Source organism: Desulfobulbus sp. (assembly GCF_031547805.1).
Lineage (GTDB): Bacteria > Desulfobacterota > Desulfobulbia > Desulfobulbales > Desulfobulbaceae > Desulfobulbus.
The window spans coordinates 1-18412 of record NZ_JAVBRQ010000026.1; the positions used below are offsets into that span (position 1 = coordinate 1).

15 protein-coding genes and 1 rRNA gene are annotated in these 18412 nt (G+C 59.4%); 13 read left to right on the top strand and 3 right to left on the bottom strand.

Annotated elements, in window-relative coordinates; translation table 11 throughout:
• Positions 1 to 87, top strand: a 5S ribosomal RNA gene (gene rrf / locus RMR13_RS08990); the annotation flags it as partial.
• Between the two features lie 141 nt (positions 88 to 228).
• On the opposite strand, the gene RMR13_RS08995 is transcribed toward rrf, so the two are convergent.
• Positions 229 to 894, bottom strand: coding sequence for a Crp/Fnr family transcriptional regulator (locus RMR13_RS08995; RefSeq protein WP_310600308.1), 666 nt, complete (start codon positions 892 to 894; stop codon positions 229 to 231).
• A 125-nt stretch (positions 895 to 1019) separates the two neighbouring features.
• Between RMR13_RS08995 and hcp the strand changes: the two genes are divergently transcribed.
• From hcp to RMR13_RS09020, 5 genes are all read left to right on the top strand, one after another.
• Positions 1020 to 2651: a hydroxylamine reductase gene (hcp, locus tag RMR13_RS09000; RefSeq protein ID WP_310600309.1), complete on the top strand. Its 1632-nt coding sequence runs from the start codon at positions 1020 to 1022 to the stop codon at positions 2649 to 2651.
• Positions 2652 to 2740: 89 nt separating this feature from the next.
• Positions 2741 to 3373, top strand: a complete 633-nt coding sequence (locus RMR13_RS09005; protein ID WP_310600310.1) for a nitrite reductase — start codon at positions 2741 to 2743, stop codon at positions 3371 to 3373.
• A gap of 39 nt (positions 3374 to 3412) precedes the next feature.
• Complete coding sequence (locus tag RMR13_RS09010; RefSeq protein ID WP_310600311.1) at positions 3413 to 4153, top strand: 4Fe-4S dicluster domain-containing protein; 741 nt, start codon at positions 3413 to 3415, stop codon at positions 4151 to 4153.
• Positions 4154 to 4363: 210 nt separating this feature from the next.
• The gene (locus tag RMR13_RS09015) at positions 4364 to 4876 is read left to right on the top strand and encodes a shikimate kinase (protein WP_310600312.1); all 513 of its coding nucleotides are present in this window, start codon (positions 4364 to 4366) and stop codon (positions 4874 to 4876) included.
• 185 nt (positions 4877 to 5061) lie between these two features.
• The gene (locus RMR13_RS09020) at positions 5062 to 7065 is read left to right on the top strand and encodes a methyl-accepting chemotaxis protein (protein ID WP_310600313.1); all 2004 of its coding nucleotides are present in this window, start codon (positions 5062 to 5064) and stop codon (positions 7063 to 7065) included.
• 230 nt (positions 7066 to 7295) lie between these two features.
• On the opposite strand, the gene RMR13_RS09025 is transcribed toward RMR13_RS09020, so the two are convergent.
• Positions 7296 to 9380, bottom strand: coding sequence for a molybdopterin-dependent oxidoreductase (locus RMR13_RS09025; protein WP_310600314.1), 2085 nt, complete (start codon positions 9378 to 9380; stop codon positions 7296 to 7298).
• 9 nt (positions 9381 to 9389) lie between these two features.
• Positions 9390 to 10328 (bottom strand): methyltransferase domain-containing protein, encoded by a 939-nt coding sequence (locus RMR13_RS09030; RefSeq protein WP_310600315.1) that lies wholly within the window; start codon positions 10326 to 10328, stop codon positions 9390 to 9392.
• A 253-nt stretch (positions 10329 to 10581) separates the two neighbouring features.
• On the opposite strand from RMR13_RS09030, the gene RMR13_RS09035 reads away from it, so the two are divergent.
• From RMR13_RS09035 to RMR13_RS09065, 7 genes are all read left to right on the top strand, one after another.
• Complete coding sequence (locus RMR13_RS09035; RefSeq protein WP_310600316.1) at positions 10582 to 11607, top strand: agmatine deiminase family protein; 1026 nt, start codon at positions 10582 to 10584, stop codon at positions 11605 to 11607.
• Positions 11604 to 12488: a carbon-nitrogen hydrolase gene (locus tag RMR13_RS09040; RefSeq protein ID WP_310600317.1), complete on the top strand. Its 885-nt coding sequence runs from the start codon at positions 11604 to 11606 to the stop codon at positions 12486 to 12488. The genes RMR13_RS09035 and RMR13_RS09040 overlap by 4 nt, the downstream gene beginning before the upstream one ends.
• Positions 12489 to 12798: 310 nt before the next feature.
• The gene (locus RMR13_RS09045) at positions 12799 to 13971 is read left to right on the top strand and encodes a trypsin-like peptidase domain-containing protein (RefSeq protein WP_310600318.1); all 1173 of its coding nucleotides are present in this window, start codon (positions 12799 to 12801) and stop codon (positions 13969 to 13971) included.
• 313 nt (positions 13972 to 14284) lie between these two features.
• Positions 14285 to 15670 (top strand): sigma 54-interacting transcriptional regulator, encoded by a 1386-nt coding sequence (locus RMR13_RS09050; protein ID WP_310600319.1) that lies wholly within the window; start codon positions 14285 to 14287, stop codon positions 15668 to 15670.
• Positions 15671 to 15920: 250 nt separating this feature from the next.
• The gene (locus RMR13_RS09055) at positions 15921 to 16490 is read left to right on the top strand and encodes a cache domain-containing protein (protein WP_310600320.1); all 570 of its coding nucleotides are present in this window, start codon (positions 15921 to 15923) and stop codon (positions 16488 to 16490) included.
• 665 nt (positions 16491 to 17155) lie between these two features.
• Positions 17156 to 17695, top strand: coding sequence for a V4R domain-containing protein (locus RMR13_RS09060; RefSeq protein WP_310600321.1), 540 nt, complete (start codon positions 17156 to 17158; stop codon positions 17693 to 17695).
• Positions 17688 to 18293 (top strand): hypothetical protein, encoded by a 606-nt coding sequence (locus RMR13_RS09065; protein ID WP_310600322.1) that lies wholly within the window; start codon positions 17688 to 17690, stop codon positions 18291 to 18293. The genes RMR13_RS09060 and RMR13_RS09065 overlap by 8 nt, the downstream gene beginning before the upstream one ends.
• Positions 18294 to 18412 lie beyond the last annotated feature (119 nt).

An 18412-nucleotide genomic window follows, 5' to 3' on the forward strand; every position in this document is an offset into this window, starting at 1 on the left:
GTTCCCATTCCGAACACGGAAGTTAAGCTCTTCAGCGCCGATGGTACTGCATGGGAGACTATGTGGGAGAGTAGGTCGCCGCCGATCCTTCTTTTAAAGCCTCTGAACCATTCAAAATGGCTCAGAGGCTTTTCTTTTTTGGTTCTATCTTGCTAAAATCCCATCCATAAAAAGGTGTCAGCCCGGTGAGGCCCCACTTATCCGCTATCCCCTGCCCTTTGCTTGCAGTTAGAGCTCCTGCAATCCGTTCGGATCCAGGATAACAATTGTCTTGCCCTCTACCCGAATTAATCCATCATCGCTCATCTTGCTAAAAATCCGCGACAAGGTTTCCGCACTGGTACCGAGCAGGCTGGCCAGTTGTCCCTTGGGAATATCGAGGACGACCTTATCGCGCCGGTTTTGCTCCTCCATCAAGTAGCGGAGGTGTGCGGCAAGCCGTCCCGGGACCTCCTTCAGGGAAAGATTTTCAATCTGAGCGGCAAACCGTCGCAAGCGCAAAGCCAGCACGGCCAACATGTTGAGGGCCAACGATGGGGTGGCGGTTACCAGATCGACAAATTCACGACGAGGAAAAAAATACAATTCCGTATCACTCAAGGTAGTAGCATTGGCCGGAAAGGGGCTGCCGTAAAAAACCGGTACCTCGCCAAAAGGCTCCCCTGCGCTAAAAATGTGAAGAATTTGCTCTTTGCCGTCAAACGATGTCTTAAAAATTTTTACCTTGCCGCTGGCTACCAGGTAAAAGCCGATACCGGGATCGCCCTCGTGAAAAATCGTAGCACCCTTGGGATATTGCTTGCCAACGACGATGGCGGCAATCTTTTGCAGTTGTTCCGCGGGTAATCCGCTAAACAGGAGACTTGTGGCAAGCAGTTCATTTTTTTTTTGCATTAGTCTGAAAAAAATATTCTGTTTTTGATCTAGGTCAAAGAAAGGACACGGATTTGATGTACAGTACAGGCATACTACTGAGTGACGTTGTCAAACGCGACTAAAAACAGAAAAGGAGAAATGCCATGTTTTGTAATCAGTGCGAACAGACTGCCAAGGGAACCGGGTGTACCATTGTCGGGGTATGCGGCAAGAATGAGGAGGTTGCCGATCTTCAGGATCTTTTGACCCATGCCTTGCAAGGGCTTTCGCTGTATGCCCTGGAAGGCCGCAAGCTGGCCATCATTGACGATGCCACCGATCTTTTTGTTTTGGAAGCCATCTTTTCCACGCTGACCAACGTTGACTTTGATCCGGACCGTTTCGTGGCCCTGATCAAGCGTGCGGTTGAACTGCGTGAGGCCATGAAAGCCAAGGTGGGGGCCAAGGGTGGTGCAACGAGTTTCAATCAGCCGCAAGCAACCTTTATTGCAACGACCGATTCCGCAGTCGAACTGGCGGCACAGGGCAAGGCGCTCAGACTGCTTGAAAACCTTGACACTGATATTAACATCCGCTCGCTGAAGCAAACCGTTCTATTCGGATTGAAAGGCATCGCCGCCTATGCCGACCATGCCGCCATCCTCGGCCAAAAGGATCCGGCAATTGCCGCATTTTGCTACGAAGCCCTGACCGCGTTGCTTTCGTCCGACTTAACCTTGGATCAAGGGGTCGCCCTGGTCATGAAGGCTGGTGAAACCAACCTGAGAGCAATGGAGTTGCTCGACGCGGGCAATACCGGCACTTACGGCCACCCGGCACCCACGCCCGTACCTCTCGGCCATCGCAAGAACAAGTGCATCCTCATTTCCGGCCACGATTTGCACGATCTGGAAATGCTGCTCATGCAGACCGAAGGCAAGGGTATCGACATCTACACCCACGGCGAGATGCTTCCCTGCCACGGCTATCCTAAATTGAAAAAATACCCGCACTTTTACGGTCATTTCGGAACTGCCTGGCAGAACCAGCAAAAGGAGTTTCCCAACTTCCCTGGCCCGATTCTGTTCACCACCAACTGTATCCAGAAGCCGCGCGACGACTACAAAGACCGGGTCTTCACCAACGGTCTGGTCGGATGGCCCGGCGTCAAGCATATCGACAACAAAGACTATTCGGCCGTGGTCGACATGGCCTTGGCCATGCCCGGTTTCACCGATGAGCTCGACAACGGCCAGGTACTGGTCGGCTTTGCCCGCAACACCGTGCTCGGCGTGGCCGACAAGGTAATCGATGCCATCAAGGCCAAGGCTATCCGCCACTTTTTCCTGGTCGGCGGCTGCGACGGCGCCAAGCCGGGCCGCGATTACTTCACCCGTTTTGTCGAGCAGATACCGAACGACTGCATGGTGCTGACCCTTGCTTGCGGCAAATTCCGCTTCTTCGACAAACAGATGGGCGATATCGGCGGCATTCCGCGCCTGCTTGACGTCGGCCAGTGCAACGACGCCTACTCGGCCATCCAGATCGCGGTCGCCCTGGCCAAGGCCTTTGACTGTAGCGTCAACGACCTGCCGCTCTCCCTGGTGCTGTCCTGGTACGAGCAGAAGGCCGTGGCCATCCTTTTGACCCTGTTGTACCTGGGCATCAAGGATATCCGCCTCGGGCCGTCGCTGCCGGCCTTCATCAGCCCTGCGGTACTTGAATTTCTGGTCAAGACCTTTGACATCAAGCCGGTGGATACCCCGGAAGCCGACCTGAAAGCCATCCTCGGCTGACCTCGCATCTCTTCCAACACCTCCAAAACTCAACCAGAAAACCTCGGCCGGATTATCCGGTCCGGCCGAGGTCTGCCCGGAATCAGACTATGAATGACAATCAAAAGACCTATCTTGTCCTGCCCCATTTAAACGCTGGCTTGCTTTCCCCCGAGGAATTGGAACACCTGGCGGCCTTGGCCAGAAAATACCGCATTCCGAAGACGAAAATCACCGGAGCTCAACGGGTGGCCTTTCTCGGCATGGAACCCGAGGCACTGGCCGCCATGAAGGAGGAATTGCACATCATCGATACCCCACCTCATGCTCGAAACCGGGTCCACTATGTCCAGGCCTGTCCGGGCAGCGCCTGGTGCCCGTTCGGGCAGAAAGACGCCTTGGACTTGGGAGAGCGGATCAAGGCGATCGAACTCGACGGCCCTTTGCCGTACAAGGTAAAGGTGGGGATTTCCGGATGCCGTTTCTGCTGTTGCGAATCATGGATTCGCGATGTGGGGCTCACTGCCGAAAAGAAAGGCTGGCGGTTTTCCTTTGGCGGCAATGGAGCCGGCCGGCCCCGCATCGGCGATTTGGTGGCCGAGGGGCTGAGCGACGACGAAGCCGTGTCCCTGGTAACGAAAACCCTGAATTACTACCTCCGGGAGGCCAAGTTCAAGACCCGCTCCGCCCGCTTCATGGAACGGTTTGGTATCGACGCCCTGAAAAAGGCGGTGCTCGACTGACGAAACAAGTATTGCACCAGGCATTGCGCCAGGAATATCATGAAAGTATCGAGAAAAATCATAAAGATAGACGAAGAACTGTGTAACGGCTGCGGCCTTTGCGTGCCGGACTGCGCCGAAGGATCGCTCCAAATCGTCGAGGGCAAGGCCCGGCTGGTGGCCGATAAACTCTGCGACGGCCTTGGCGCTTGTCTGGGTTCTTGCCCAACCGGAGCGCTGACCATCGTTGAGCGCGAGGCTGAAGAGTTCGACGAAGCGGCGGTGCATGCCTTTCTTGGCAGCCAGGAAAAGTCGCCTGCCACGGCCCCCGCACATGGATACGGCTGCCCTTCAACCCGGTTGCAGACTTTTCAAACGGCTTCTCCCTGCCAAATCGCCAACAGACCTGCTCTACAGCCAGATTCCGCCCTCTCCCACTGGCCGGTGCAGATTCGGCTGATTCCCCCGACCGCAGCCTTCCTTGACAATTGCGATCTGCTGGTGGCGGCCGATTGCACAACCGTGGCCCATGCGGGCTTCCACAAGGATTTCCTTGCCGGCCGGGTAGTGATGATGGGGTGTCCCAAGTTCGACGATCAGCAGCTGTATGTCGATCGATTCACTGAAATTTTCCGCACCCGGGAATTACGTTCCCTGACCGTCCTGATCATGGAAGTGCCCTGTTGCCATACCATGCTCCAGATCGTCAGAAAAGCATGGCTCCAGGCCAAGCCGGTTTGTCCGGTCCGCCAGGTGGTGGTGTCCGTCCGCGGCGAGATCAAGGAAGAGAGCACCTGGTAACATTTTTCCACCCTTTTTCATCCGGTTCCGGAACGTTTGCCCAGATCGTTTGCCATTTACCACTTGGCGGCGCTCCGGGGCCGGCTCGTCGTTTTCCGCTGCCCAGCCCCCTGCCCTTCATTCGCGCCTTGCCTTTCAGGAGTCCCTGCGCTAGTCTGGCAAAGTTTTCCCTTGGCTGTCCGCCCTGTTTCCTGTTCCCGGCACGTCACCATGAAGACCAACCTGACCCTGATCGGCATGCCAGGCGCGGGCAAGAGCACCGTCGGCATCATCCTGGCCAAAAACCTGTCGCTGGGATTCATCGACACCGACGTGCTCATCCAGATCAACCAGCAGAAATCGCTGCAACAGATCATCGACACCTCCGGCCACCTTGCCCTGCGTGCCATTGAAGAGGCCGAAATCTGCAAGCTCAACCTCAGCCGCCACGTCATCGCCACCGGCGGCAGCGCCGCCTATAGCCCCAAGGCCATGACGCACCTGCAAGGCATCTCCCTCATCGTTTTCCTGGAGGTCTCGTTTGCGGAAATCGAGCGACGTATCCGCAATTTTGCCACCCGCGGCATCGCCAAGGCCAGGCACCAAACCTTTCGGGAACTGTACGATGAGCGACAGGTGTTGTACAGGCGGCATGCCGAACTGACCATCGCCTGCGACGGCCTGGATCAGGAAGATGTGGCGCACACAATTATCCGCTTGATTCCTTCCGGTTGGCACTGCTGAAATCCGGCCAGCCATCCCCTCCGAAAAAACGCTTAGGCAATTTTGCCTATTCTGCTTTGACTTCCCTTGGTAATCCCATACAATCTTCTCCATAGGCTCCAAAATTCCTGGTCGGCCTCCATGGGGGTGGATTCGGCCGATCCGGAATTATCCAGCAACAGGCATTCTTTCCGGGGAGGATTTGCATGAATTTTTCGTCCATTCGTTTCAAACTTATCGTCGGCGGTATCCTCATCGTGCTCGTTCCGCTTACGGTGAGCGGCATTGTAGCCAAGAATAATTCCGCCGCGGCGGTGACCACCTACAGCAAGGCCAACGGCCAGTCCATTGCCGAAGGTTTGGCCATGCAGGTGGCGGCAACCCTGGAGGGTGAAATTCGATTCACCGAGGCCTTTGCCGGCCGAACCATGGTCAAGAATGCCGCTGAAACCGTGTTCTCCAAGGGGATTGCGGGCGCCACCGAGTCTGGGACAGTGGAGACGATGAACAACGATTTGAGCAACCGGTTCGAACGGCTGAGCAAAACACACACCGCCATTTTCCTCACCGATGCCGATGGTAAAATCTATGCCTCCGCGGCAGGATCGGCTGAGGAAGTCAGGGGATTCGATATCGGCAATTCCTCCTTGTTCCAGGAAGTCAAAAACAGCAGAAAGACCTTGAGCGGTGAAATGATGCGCTCTAAAGCGAACAGCGAACCGGTTCTCTTTCTGTGCGGTCCGGTTCTTTCCGATAAGGGCACCTTTCTCGGCACATTCGGCACGTTCCTCAAGGGGTCGGTACTGATCGAGTTGATCACGGCCAAAAAGATAGGAACAACCGGATATTGCTTCATGGCCAACAAGGATGGGCTCATCATCGCCCATCCCGATACCAATAATGTCTTGCAATTGGATCTCAAGACACTCACGGGCATGGAGCAGATCAATACCGCGATGATGGCGGGGAAAACCGGAGCGGAATCCTATGTATTCAAAGAAATCGACAAAGTCGCCGGATACGCGCCGGTCAAATTGAAAGGCTGGAGTGTCGCCGCCACCCAGGATGCCAGTGAATTTTTGGCCAGTGTCGTCACGCTTGGCAATACCATTGCTTTCATCACCCTCCTCTCGGTCGGTGTGGCGGCATTGCTCATTTTCTTCGCCACCAATGCCATCGTCCGACCAATCAACAAGGCGGTCGCCGGCTTGCAGGATATTGCCCAGGGTGAGGGCGATCTCACCATGCGCCTCGCCGTGACTTCGCGCGACGAGGTCGGCGAACTGGCCAAATGGTTCAACACCTTCATCGATAAGCTGCAATCGATTATCGGTCAGATCAGTGACAACACCAAGGAGGTCAACCAGGCGATCAAGGAACTGTCGGACATCGCCGTGGCCTTGTCCAATAATGCCGAGGAGACTTCCGGTCGGGCCGGCAACGTCGCCACCGCCACCGAGGAAATGAGCGCCAATCTCACCGGTGTGGCGGCGGCTATGGAGCAATCCACCACCAATGCCGCTATGGTTGCCAGCGCCGCCGAGCAAATGAACGCCACCATCTCCCAGATTGCCCAGAACGCGGAGGAGGCCCATTCCATTTCGGGCAAAGCGGTCATCCAGGCATCCAACACCTCCGAAAAAATGGCGGAACTCGGACAGGCGGCCCAAGCCATCGGCAAGGTCACCGAGGCGATCACCGAGATTTCGGAACAAACCAACCTGCTGGCCCTCAACGCCACCATCGAGGCAGCCAGGGCCGGTGAAGCGGGCAAGGGCTTTGCGGTGGTGGCCAATGAGATCAAGGAACTGGCCAAACAGACGGCCACCGCCACCCTGGATATCAAAAACCAGATTTCCGGGGTTCAGGGAACAACCAAGGCAACGATCGAGGAAATCAATCAGATCACGAAAATCATCAACAATGTCAACGAGATCGTAGCAACCATCTCCACCGCGGTCGGCGAACAGTCTTCAGCCACCGGGGAAATTGCCAACAATATCGCCCAGGCTTCGCAGGGACTGGACGAAGTGAACGAAAATGTCAGTCAAAGTTCGGCGGTGGCGGGCACCATCACCCGGGATATTACCGGCGTGAATACGGCGTCCGGCGAAATTTCCCTGAGCAGTCAACAGATTGCCATCAGCGCGGGCCGCTTGCAGGATCTGACCAACGAACTGCAGGGGATTGTCAACACCTTCAAGATCTAGCCGAAACCTCGGCACGTGGGTCGCAGAGGATGGCGACATTGCCAGTATAACAGAAAAAAACTCGCGGCCACGATCCCGATTCCGCACAAAACACGCTGCAAACAACAAGGCGCCCCTTCGGAGGGCGCCTTGTTGTTTTATACACCGGCAACACGCGGATCGTTTCCACCGTCCGGCCTGCGGGCTGTGACATTCTCCCCAGGCGGTTCGGCTGCCCGCCGGCCCAGCCTTCAGCGGCTCTTGCCTGTTGCGCCAAGCTCCAGCTTCTGCAAGCGGCACATGAAACTCCTGCTGGTGGAGGTCCCTGAAACCGGCCCGCGCTTGTCGTCTTCAGTCAAGACGTTGAGACTGGCCCGCGGGTCGAAATCGCCCCATCCCCAGGCCAGGCGAACCATCCCTGGCCGAACCGTGGTCGAAAGGCGCGCCGTCATCTCGATCGACCCCTTGGGGGTGGAGATGCCGATCAGGTCGCCTTCGCTCAACCCCTGCCGGGCCGCATCGTCGGGGTGGATATCGACCACGCACCCTGCCCCGCCATGCAGCAGAGCCGGAATGGTACGGAACTGGGAATTGGTGAAGCGGATGTCGCGGCTACCGCTGACTCCCAGAACCGGATAATCGTCCCTTTGGTCGGCAAAGCTGATCGGATCATCCTCCAAACCGTATTCGAAGGGAACTCCGGCAAAACCGGCCTCGGCCAGCCGGCTGGAAAAAAATTCCACCTTGCCCGATGGCGTCTTCAACGGCTGTTCGCGGTATTTTTCGTATCTGGCCGCCTCGAGCCGCAGCCCGGTCTTGCCGCTGGCACGCAGATCCGCCACCGTGACCCCGGCGGGCTCCAATTGAAAATCGATCGCCTCCTCGGCGGTCTGCCAGGCAAACTCCTCGCCATACCCCAGCCGACGCCCCAATTCGAACACGATCTTCCAATCCGGCCAGGAATCGCCCACCGGGTCGATCACCGCATTCTGCAGGATGATCGGATTGTTCCGGATCGAGGAGCGGTTGAGCTGGGTCTTCTCGAAACAACTGGAGGCCGGAAAAATGACATCGGCCAGCTTGCCGGTTTCGGTCATGAACATATCGATCACCACCAGGGTCTCCAGCTTGGCGAAGGCCGCGCGGGTACGGGTGGCGTCGGCCATGGTCACCAGCGGATTGCCGGACTGGACCACCACCATCTTGAGCGGATAGGGTTTTTCCTCGAGGATGGCGTCGACCACGCACCCCTGCACCTGATTGCCCCAAGTCTCGCTGAAGGTATTGAACAGGGAATAATCGCAGGTGATGGGGACCGCGTCCGCCGCCAGCCGCTCCCGCAACTGGATGTTGCGGGCCGGCACCGGCTGGGGCAGCACGTCGCCTCCCGGCTTGTCGAGGTTGCCGGTGAGGGCGCGGAGCATGGCCACGGCGCGGGTGGTGTCGAACACTTCGCGGTGCATGTCCAGGCCGTTGCCATCGATGATGGCCGCCGGTTTGACCGTGGCGTACAGCCGGGCCACTTCCCTGATCTGGTCTGCGCTCAGCCAAAGGTTTTCCGCCACCCGCTCGGCCGGATAGCGGGCCGCCACTTCCCGGAGCCGCTCGAAACCGACGGTGTATTTGGCAATGAATTCGGTGTCGTGCCAATTGTTTTGGATGATCTCGTTGATCATGGCCATGGCCAGCAGGCCGTCGTGTCCCGGCTTGATCTGCAGCCAGATATCGGCCTTGCGAGCCAGGGCGGTCCGAACCGGATCAATGACGATCAGAGTGGCGCCGTGTTCCTTGGCCCAGTGAATGCCTTCGGCGGCGCCCAGGGCGGTGTTGCCGTCGTTCTTGCCCCAGACGATGATGCACTTGGCGCTCTTCGCCTCGGGAAAGGCCATGGAACCGTAGGTGTAGGTATGGGCGAAATCACGGGCAACGAAACAGATGGAGCCGTTGCCGATGGTATTGGGGCTGCCGAAGGCGTGCATCAGCCGGTTGGGATAGTCCCAAGGCGCCCCCCAATCGGCGGCCATGCCCCGCAGCCAGGCCACGGATTGCGGCCCCGATGCCTGCCGATGATGCCGAAACGCGGCCACCACCCGGTCAAGCGCTTCGTCCCAGCCGGTCTCGCGAAAGCCGGAGCCATCGTCCTTTTTCACCAACGGTTTGGTCAGCCGGGCAGGCGAATAGACGATCTCCGGGGCAGCGGCCAGCTTGGCGCAACTCAGCCGCTTGTCCGGATCGAGGAACGACTTGCGCCTGGCACCGAGCAGGCGCCCTTCCTCCACCTCGGCTTCGATGGGGCAGCAGGAAGAACAGAAACGGCAGACAGTATCGATGATCATCGCTTCCTCCTATCGGTTGGCATGGACATAACAGCTGCGGATCAACTCGTAATGATTGCTGTGGGTGCGAATGGTCCACCAAACGCTGCCAGACTCACCCACCCGCCAGGCAGGTGCCAGTTCGCCGCCGGCATCGGCCAGCAGCGCCGCCACGTTGGCCAACCCCTTGCCGGCGAACCGGCCATCGGCCTTGCCGCCCAACCATGCCGCGATCGGGGCCGCTTCGGTGGACCAGGAAAAAGGGTCGGAGAGCAGAAACTGGGCGTGTTGGTTCCGAGTGACCCGGTTCATTTCGCGCAGATGGTTCAACGGCGAGGGCACCTTGTCGACCAGGTTGAGCGAGGAAAAGAGGGCGATGGTCTTTTGCCTGAACGGCAGGGCCAGGGCGTTGGCCACCACGAATTCCACCCGGTCGCTGCGCCACGTATCGGGCAGGCGGATGGTCGCCTCCCGCCGGAGCAAGCCCTCGTCCTTGAGCGCCACCACCATCGACCGCTCCCGCATCAGCTGTCGTGCCGCCCGGATGAACGCCTGCGAGGTATCGATGCCGATGGCGAAATCGCACCGCGCGCTCATCTCAAAGGTGAACCGTCCCACCGCGCCGCCGGCATCCAGGGCCACGCCGGGCTGCGGCGCCATCATCCCCGCCCAGGTGGCATAGGCCTGCGAGGCCTGCTCGTCGCCGATCAGGTCGCTGAAATGGCTCCATAGGTACGAGGAAACCACCTCGTCGGTTTCATACTTGTTGGCGGCTCGCTGCACCTCGGTGGCCTGCGGGTCGAGCAGGGCGACCCCGTCGACGATCGGGTAGAGCGCGCCGCATTGGGGGCAACGCAACGACCCGGTTGCGATATCGCCGTTTCGTTCGTCAAGGATGTCGACGGCCAAGGATTCTTCCGCGGGCAGGCAGCGAGGGCAGATCAGCAGTTCAAGAAGGTGTGTTTTCATGTTTCATCCGTAGCGCCGAAAATCGCTGATACCACTTCGTGAGAGCATCGAATAAGCATCACCCAGATAACCGGCTATTAATTTTACAAAAAAAATCTAGATGAAAATAACTATCAACCTCGATGGCGTCAACAGCTAAATATTTGTTTGCCCATTTCCCCACGGCCGCAGCCCTGGCGCGCCTGTTTACAACCGGCAAGCGATCGGCTAGGATGCGCCGTCCTTTGATGCCAATTTTTCACGACCAACCGCCATGAACAGACGTTTGCCCGCAGAATGGGAACCTCAGGACGGGGTGCTGCTCGCCTGGCCGCATGCGGACAGCGATTGGCGCGACAACCTGACGGAAGTCGTCCCGGTCTTTGTCCGGATCGCCGCGGCGATCAGCCGATTCGAACGGCTGATGATCGTTGCCCCCGACATTGCCCCGGTCCGGGAACGGCTGCACGCGGCCGGCGTCGACCTGGCCCGGACCGCCTTGTTCCCGATGGCCACCAACGACACCTGGACCCGCGATTTCGGGCCGATCACGGTGCTTGAGCCGCAGGGACCGACGCTGCTCGACTTCGGTTTCAACGCCTGGGGCCTGAAATTCGCCGCCGATCTCGACAATCAAATCACCGCCAACCTGGCACGGCTCGAGGCCTTCGGCCGGTGCGCGCGGCGCCTTCCCGGCCTGATCCTGGAAGGAGGCAGCATCGAAAGCGACGGCAACGGCACCATTCTGACCACCGCCGCCTGCCTGCTCAGCCCCAACCGCAATCCCCACCTGGACCGCCAGGGCATCGAACAGGCCCTGTGCTCCCAGCTCGGCGTCTTTCGCCTGCTCTGGCTGGAGAACGGATACCTGGCCGGAGACGATACCGACGCCCATATCGACACCCTGGCCCGGTTCTGCTCCGAGAGCGTCATCGCCTATGTCCGCTGCGACGATCCCGCCGACGAGCATTGTGCCGCCCTGACCGCCATGGAGGCCGAACTGCGGGCCTTCCGCACCCGAGACGGCGAGCCCTACCGGCTAATTCCCCTGCCCTGGCCCGATGCCTGTCACCACCGCGACGGCCACCGCCTGCCGGCCACCTATGCCAATTTCCTGATCGTCAACGGTGCGGTGCTGGTACCGACCTACGGCGTCCCCCAAGATGCCGCGGCCCTGGCCGCCCTGGCCCCGGCATTTCCGGGCCGGGAAATCATCGGCATCGACTGCCGCGCCCTCATCGCCCAGCATGGCTCGCTCCATTGCGTCACCATGCAGCTTCCCCGAGGAGTCCTGCCATGAACACGCTCCGCGTCGGCCTGGTCCAGCAACGCTGCACCGGCAATCGCCAGGAAAACATCGCCGCCAGCATCCAGGGCATCCGCGCCGCCGCCGCGCAAGGCGCCCGCCTGGTAGTTCTGCAGGAACTGCACTGCGGCCTTTATTTCTGCCAGACCGAAACCACCGCCGGCTTCGATCTGGCGGAGCCGATCCCCGGCCCGGCCACCGAAACGTTCGGCGCCCTGGCCAGGGAACTGGGCCTGGTGATCGTGACCTCGTTGTTCGAGCGACGGGCGACAGGCCTCTACCACAACACCGCCGTGGTCCTGGAAACGGACGGCTCCATCGCCGGCCGCTACCGCAAGATGCACATCCCCGACGACCCCGGCTATTACGAAAAATTCTATTTCACCCCCGGAGACCTCGGCTTCACCCCGATCGACACCTCCCTCGGTCGCTTGGGCATCCTCGTCTGTTGGGACCAGTGGTATCCGGAGGCGGCCCGGCTGATGACCATGGCCGGGGCGGAGCTCCTCGTCTACCCCACCGCCATCGGCCACGACCCCAACGACGATGCCGAAGAGCAAGCTCGCCAACGCGAGGCCTGGGTGACCATCCAGCGCGGCCACGCCATTGCCAACGGCATCCCGGTGGTCAGCGTCAACCGGGTCGGGTTCGAGGCCGATCCCACAGGTGTTGGCGCCGGCGCGCAATTCTGGGGGTCCAGCTTTGTCGCCGGCTGCCAAGGAGAGATGCTGGCCATGGCCCCAACCGATTGCGAGCAGGTCCTGGTGGTCGATCTCGACCGGCGACGGAGCGAGCAGGTCCGCCGCCTCTGGCCCTATCTCCGCGACCGACGGATCGACGCCTACGGCGATCTCATCCGCCGCTACCGGGACTGACCGTAGCCGGATTACCCCAAACCGCCCACTTTTCCCTCTAACCGGAACAACCTGCCGGTCCATACCTGCGCCAGCCGGTCCATACCGGCCGAGATCGGTCTTTTGCCCCCCTGCGGGCAGCTTTCCAGGTCCGATCACCCGTCTACCGCGCAAAACCGTCGCCATTTCTTGGACAAGTTTTTTTCTTTCCCCTATACTTTTTTCATATCTTCAATTGTCCGTCCTTCGGCATGCAGGCCGATCCATGGTTGCGGGTCGACAGGGGCTGGGTTTCAACTACCCTGCCGCACAGCACAGCGAGCGTATTGACATGAGCCAGGAAACAATCAGCTGCCCCAAGTGTTCCCATCAACAGACCAACCAGGTCGAATGCGAGGCCTGCGGCCTGCTCTTCCGCAGATTCGAACAGGTACGCGAGCGGGAACGACAGACGAAAAACCCGCCGGCCGCACCGGACGGCCCCGTGGAATCCGCCGAACCCGCCGTTGAACGCTCGTCCGGTTCTTTTCTGAAACTCAGCACCATCCTGGTGTTGGTGGCGGCGACGGCAGCCACCACCTACTGGTTCGCCGCCGGCAACAAGCAGCCCGCCGACGCTCCCCTGGCGATGCAGCAGGCATCGCCGGCAACGGACATGCTGCCAATCGAACCACAGTCCCGGACCGCACCGCCTCCCGGACCGCGAAGTGAGCAAAAGCCGGTCGGCAATACCATCGAACAGGCCAAACTGGGCACCGTGGCCATCGAAACTCCTTGGGGTACCGTGGGTTCCGGATTCTTTCTCACCCCCAATCTCGTGGTCACCAACCGGCATGTGGTCGAACAGGACAACAGCAACCTCGACGAGTTGCGCCACAAGGTGCAAACCGCTCGACAAATGATCACCCTGGAGCAGGAACAAATCGCCCAGATCCGCGGATGGCTCAAGACCATGCCCGAGGGGCCGGCGCGCCGTCAGCTGATCCTCTCCCTTCAGGAAAAGGAGCGAGCCGTGGCCAAGGCGATCCCCATGCAGGAAGAGGCGGAAAGACGCCTTCAGCAAAGCGAGGAACCCGGCAGGGCAACGGACATCAAAATCTTTCTCGCCGACGGCAGCGAGCACAATCCGCAATCGATCCAGGTCAGCTCCAAGCGGGACCTGGCCCTCCTCACCGTTTACGGCGGATCGCCAAGGCCGCTCAAGGCCGCCACGAGAAGCATGGCGCTCAAGGAAGGCGACAAGGTCTACACCGTCGGCAACCCTTCGGGCCTCCGCCACACCGTGACCGCTGGTATTTTTTCAGGATACCGCCAAAACCGGGACACCGGCGAGGTTGTGCTCCAGACCGACGCCCCCATCAATCCCGGCAATTCGGGCGGCCCCCTGATCGACGAACAAGGCCGGGTCCACGGGGTCAATTACATGATTTACAGGAATACCCAAGGCATAGGCTTTGCCATTCCCATCCAGGCCGTGTTCGAGGATTTCTCCATCACCCAGTAATCACGTGCGGCGGGCGGATCGTGCCGGCAGCCCGGCAACCGCCCGCGTCCCCACTTCCTCCCCCCTTCCTTGCCAGGCCGGAAGCCTTGCGCGGCGTCAACGGATTCAAAAAACTACCGATTCCCATCCTCTTGCCTTGCCCTTGTTGGGGCTCCGTCCTGCCGCCGGATGGCGAAGCACTGACGAAAAAGAAACAGCCAACGGGATTTCGATTGCAATCGATGCGGTCTATGGTGTTTTCATTACAGCAAACGAATAGCGCGCCCGCCGGCACCCCGACGGGATTCGACCTCGCGCGAGGAAACACCACAACATGGGCAGAACCAAGGCACCGTCGCCGGAAGGGGCGACCGACATCATCCTGGAGAGCATTTCGGATGGAGTGTTCACCGTCGATCACGAATGGCGGATCACCTCCTTCAACCGGGCCGCCGAAGAAATCACCGGCATTCCGCGCCAGGAGGCCATCGGCCGCTATTGCTGGGAAGTGTTTCGCTCCAATATGTGCGAGGGCGATTGCGCCCTGCGCCGCACCATGAAAGAGGGCCGTTCCTTTGTCAGCAGCTCGACCTACATCATCAACAGCGACCGCAAACGCATACCGATCAACGTCTCGACGGCGCCGCTGCGCAACGAGGCCGGCGACATTCTCGGCGGAGTCGAAACCTTCCGCGACAACACCCTGGTGGAGGAGCTGCGCCGCGAACTGCACGGCACCTTTCGCCAGGGCGACATGGTCAGCCGCAGCAGCCTGATGCAGCGGATCTTTTCCGTTCTGCCCCAAATCGCCGAGAGCGATTCCAGCGTCCTGATCGAGGGCGAGACCGGCACCGGCAAGGAGCTGATGGCCAAATGCCTGCACGATCTCTCCTCCCGGCGGGACCAACCCTTTGTCGCCATCAACTGCGGCGCCCTGCCCGATACCTTGCTCGAATCGGAACTGTTCGGCTATAAGGCCGGCGCGTTTACCGGCGCGGTGCGCGATAAACCGGGCTATTTTTCCCTGGCCGACGGCGGCACTATCCTGCTCGACGAAATCGGCGAAACCACCCCGGCCTTTCAGGTCAAGCTGCTGCGCGTCCTGGAAGAAAGAGAATTCCAGCCCCTGGGCGGGGTGGCCCGCGAACGGGTCAACGTTCGCATCCTCGCCGCCACCAACCGCGATCTCGCCGCCATGGTCGACCAGGAGGCGTTCCGCCGCGACCTGTTCTATCGGATCAACATCGTCCGGGTGGTGCTGCCGCCCCTGCGCCAGCGCAAGGAAGACATTCCGCTGTTGGTGGATCACTTCATTGACAAAATCAACCGGTTGCGGAGCAAGGCGGTGAGCGGTATGGAACCGGCCGCACTGCAACGGCTGATGGCCCACGATTATCCGGGCAACATCCGGGAATTGGAAAACATCATCGAACATGCCTTCGTGCTCTGCGCCCAGGGGTGGATCGGGCTCCATCACCTACCGCCGTTTCTCGAAACCAAACAGCCGCACCATCCCCAGCCCCTTGCGGCCTCCTCGCTCCGCACCCGGCAGCAAAACGCCGAAGCCGAGGCCATCCACGACGCCCTGGTCCGCAACCACTACAACCGTCTGGCTGCGGCCCGTGAACTGGGCATGCACAAGAGCACCCTGTTCCGCAAGTTGAAAAAACTGCACATCGAGCTGCCGGCCACGGATGGACGCACCCCGCCACGGTCATAAGCCGCATGATCGCGTTGCCCCCGTTACGGCGGCCGCGGGTTCGGTGTCGTCGTTCTTGTCTTTGCGCCCATGAATGAGGCCAAGCCGCTTGACGCCGATCCTTTTATGTTGCTATACATTTTGCGATAACTTCAATCCGCTTTTCCGCCTGCGCGACAGCAACCGGGCAGCCATTGGAAGGCCGTGCCTGCCGTTGCCTTTTGGTCCATCGCGGAACTGCCCCGCTCCCCATCGCCCAGAGGAGGTCGTCATGAAGAAAATCGTCAACGCCCTAATTTGCTCCCTTCTGCTGACCTTGTTCGCCACCTCCGCCCTCGCCGAAACATCCCCCGAGCGACTGGCCGCCGAGTCCGAGGCCTATGTCAGGTCGACCGCCAAGGACACCCCTACCGCGCCGGCGGCCATTGTGACCAAGGTCGACGAGGCCTGCGCCCTGCTGGCCAAGGAAGGACCGGCCGCCTTTCCCCGGTTCAAGGGCAAGGGCAGCCCTTTTCTTTTTGACGGGACCTACATTTGGATTCACAGCCTGAAGGAAACCAGGATGCTTATGCATCCGATCAAGTACAAAATGGAAGGCAACGAGTTGATCGGGCTGAAAGACGAACGGGGCAAACGCTTTTTCGTGGCCATGAACGATGTGGCCAACGAACCCGGCCAGGGCTGGGTCGCGTACTATTGGCCGGTTCCCGGCACCAAGGACATTGTCCGCAAGGTTTCCTACATCAAGAAATGCACCATGCCCAACGGCGTCGACGTGGTGATCGGCTGCGGCATTTACAACGGCGATCCGGTGGCCATGGAAAAACTCGATATTAAATGAGCGAGGCGTGATACTTCATCCCCAAGCTCGGCCCCTCGGGTTTGGGGCAGTGAGTGCGTTTCACCGTGGGACGGCCTTCGGCCTGGCCGCCGTTTTTTCCGATCAACTACGCCAAACAGCCGGTCTCCGGGTTCGAGCCTTGCCAAACTCAACCCAACCACCTGTTTTACCGATATTTTCAAAAAAAATATCCAACAAGGCGTTGGATTGCCCCCCTACTAACATATTTTGTGGTAAAATAAGTCCAGCTTGTTTTTTGAGAAAGTGTCGAGATGTCCCCACCGGTACGGTCGACCCGGTTCCGGAGGATCGATGCGTCATTGACGTCAAAGATCCCGGCTGGCAGTTCGGAATGTCGTTCCTTGCTTTGATCGCTTCCCCTGTTGTTCCGCAGACCAATGCATCGCAACGCTGCCGTGCTCCTCACGCCAGCATCCATGCGGGATTCCTGATCGTTTGAGACCACATGCGGCATCGTCCGGCCAACGCTGTCGATCCGGCCGCGCCGCAAAAAACCAATACGGCAGGACAAGAACCATTATCGTTTCGTCGTTTGTGCTGATATTATCAATAAAAGCAGCCCCCGATCCATCGGGACAAGGGCAAAACGACTGTCCGCTGGCTGTATGTTTTTTTAGGCTGCAAATCCAGCCTGGAGGAAACGGATGAACACTTCGCAACCGCCAAGAACCTTTTCCTGGGAAAACCTGGGAGATCTGCAACTTGGACGGCCGAACCTCGGGCCGATGGCGCCGGTCCTGGCCTATCGCCTCATGCAATTCACCCTGTGGGATGTGCTGATTGGCGAATTCGGACCGGATAAGGCCAACGATCTGTTCCGGCGGGCAGGGAATTTGGCCGGAAAAGAGTTCTGCCGCAACCTGCTCGACAAAAGTCTGCCCTTCAGCGCATTCGTCGCGCAACTGCAAAAGGTGCTCAAGCAGCAGCTGATCGGACTCATGCGCATGGAGAGAGTGAATCTTGAAACCATGCAATTCACCCTGACCGTCGCCGAAGATCTCGACTGCTCCGGCCTGCCCTGCACGGATGAAATCGTCTGCCAGTACGACGAAGGGTTCATTGCCGGCATTCTCGAAGAATACACCGGCAAGGTCTTTGACGTCACCGAGACCGACTGCTGGGCGAGCGGTGCCAGAGTCTGCCGCTTTTCCGCCAAGTTGAGTGGAGATGCACCTCATGATTAAAGAAGCGCGCGACAAATTGGGTGTTCTCCTGCAAGGCAAGGTTCCGGATGCTATCGGGACCGAGCATTGCGCATCCGAAGACGAACGCCAACTTGCCAATCTCTTGAACGAACTGTTTGCCTGCATGCAGGAGGTGCACGAATTCATCGTTCCCCTGTCGCAGGGAAATATCAGCGGCATCGCCCTGCCACCACCGCGCAATTTTCTCAGTTCGCCTTTCAAGGAACTGCACTCCCGGCTCATGCACTTGACTTGGCAGACCAGCCGGGTCGCCGAGGGAGATTACAGCCAGCAGATTGATTTCATGGGTGATTTTTCCGAGGCATTCAACAAGATGATCGCCTCGCTCGATCGAAACGAAAGAGAACTCAAAATCAAGATAGCGGAGTTGGAAACCGCCCTGTCCCGCATTTCCCAGCTCGAAGGCATCCTGCCCATCTGCTCGAAGTGCAAGCGGATCAGACGGGAAGGAACCGATCCGGGGCAGCAGAATAGCTGGGAGGCCATCGAAAGCTACATCACCGCCAAAACCCAGACCATGTTTTCCCACGGGCTTTGCCCCGAATGCGTCAAGGCCCTGTACAGCGACTTCACCTGATCTTGCCGGCTCGGCTGTTGCCGTCGCCCACCCCCAACGTGCGCCGTTGATATTGCCCCACACCGGCCCCTGGCGTCCGATGCGCATGCCCGAACCGATGGCCGCCATCTCCGACGGCC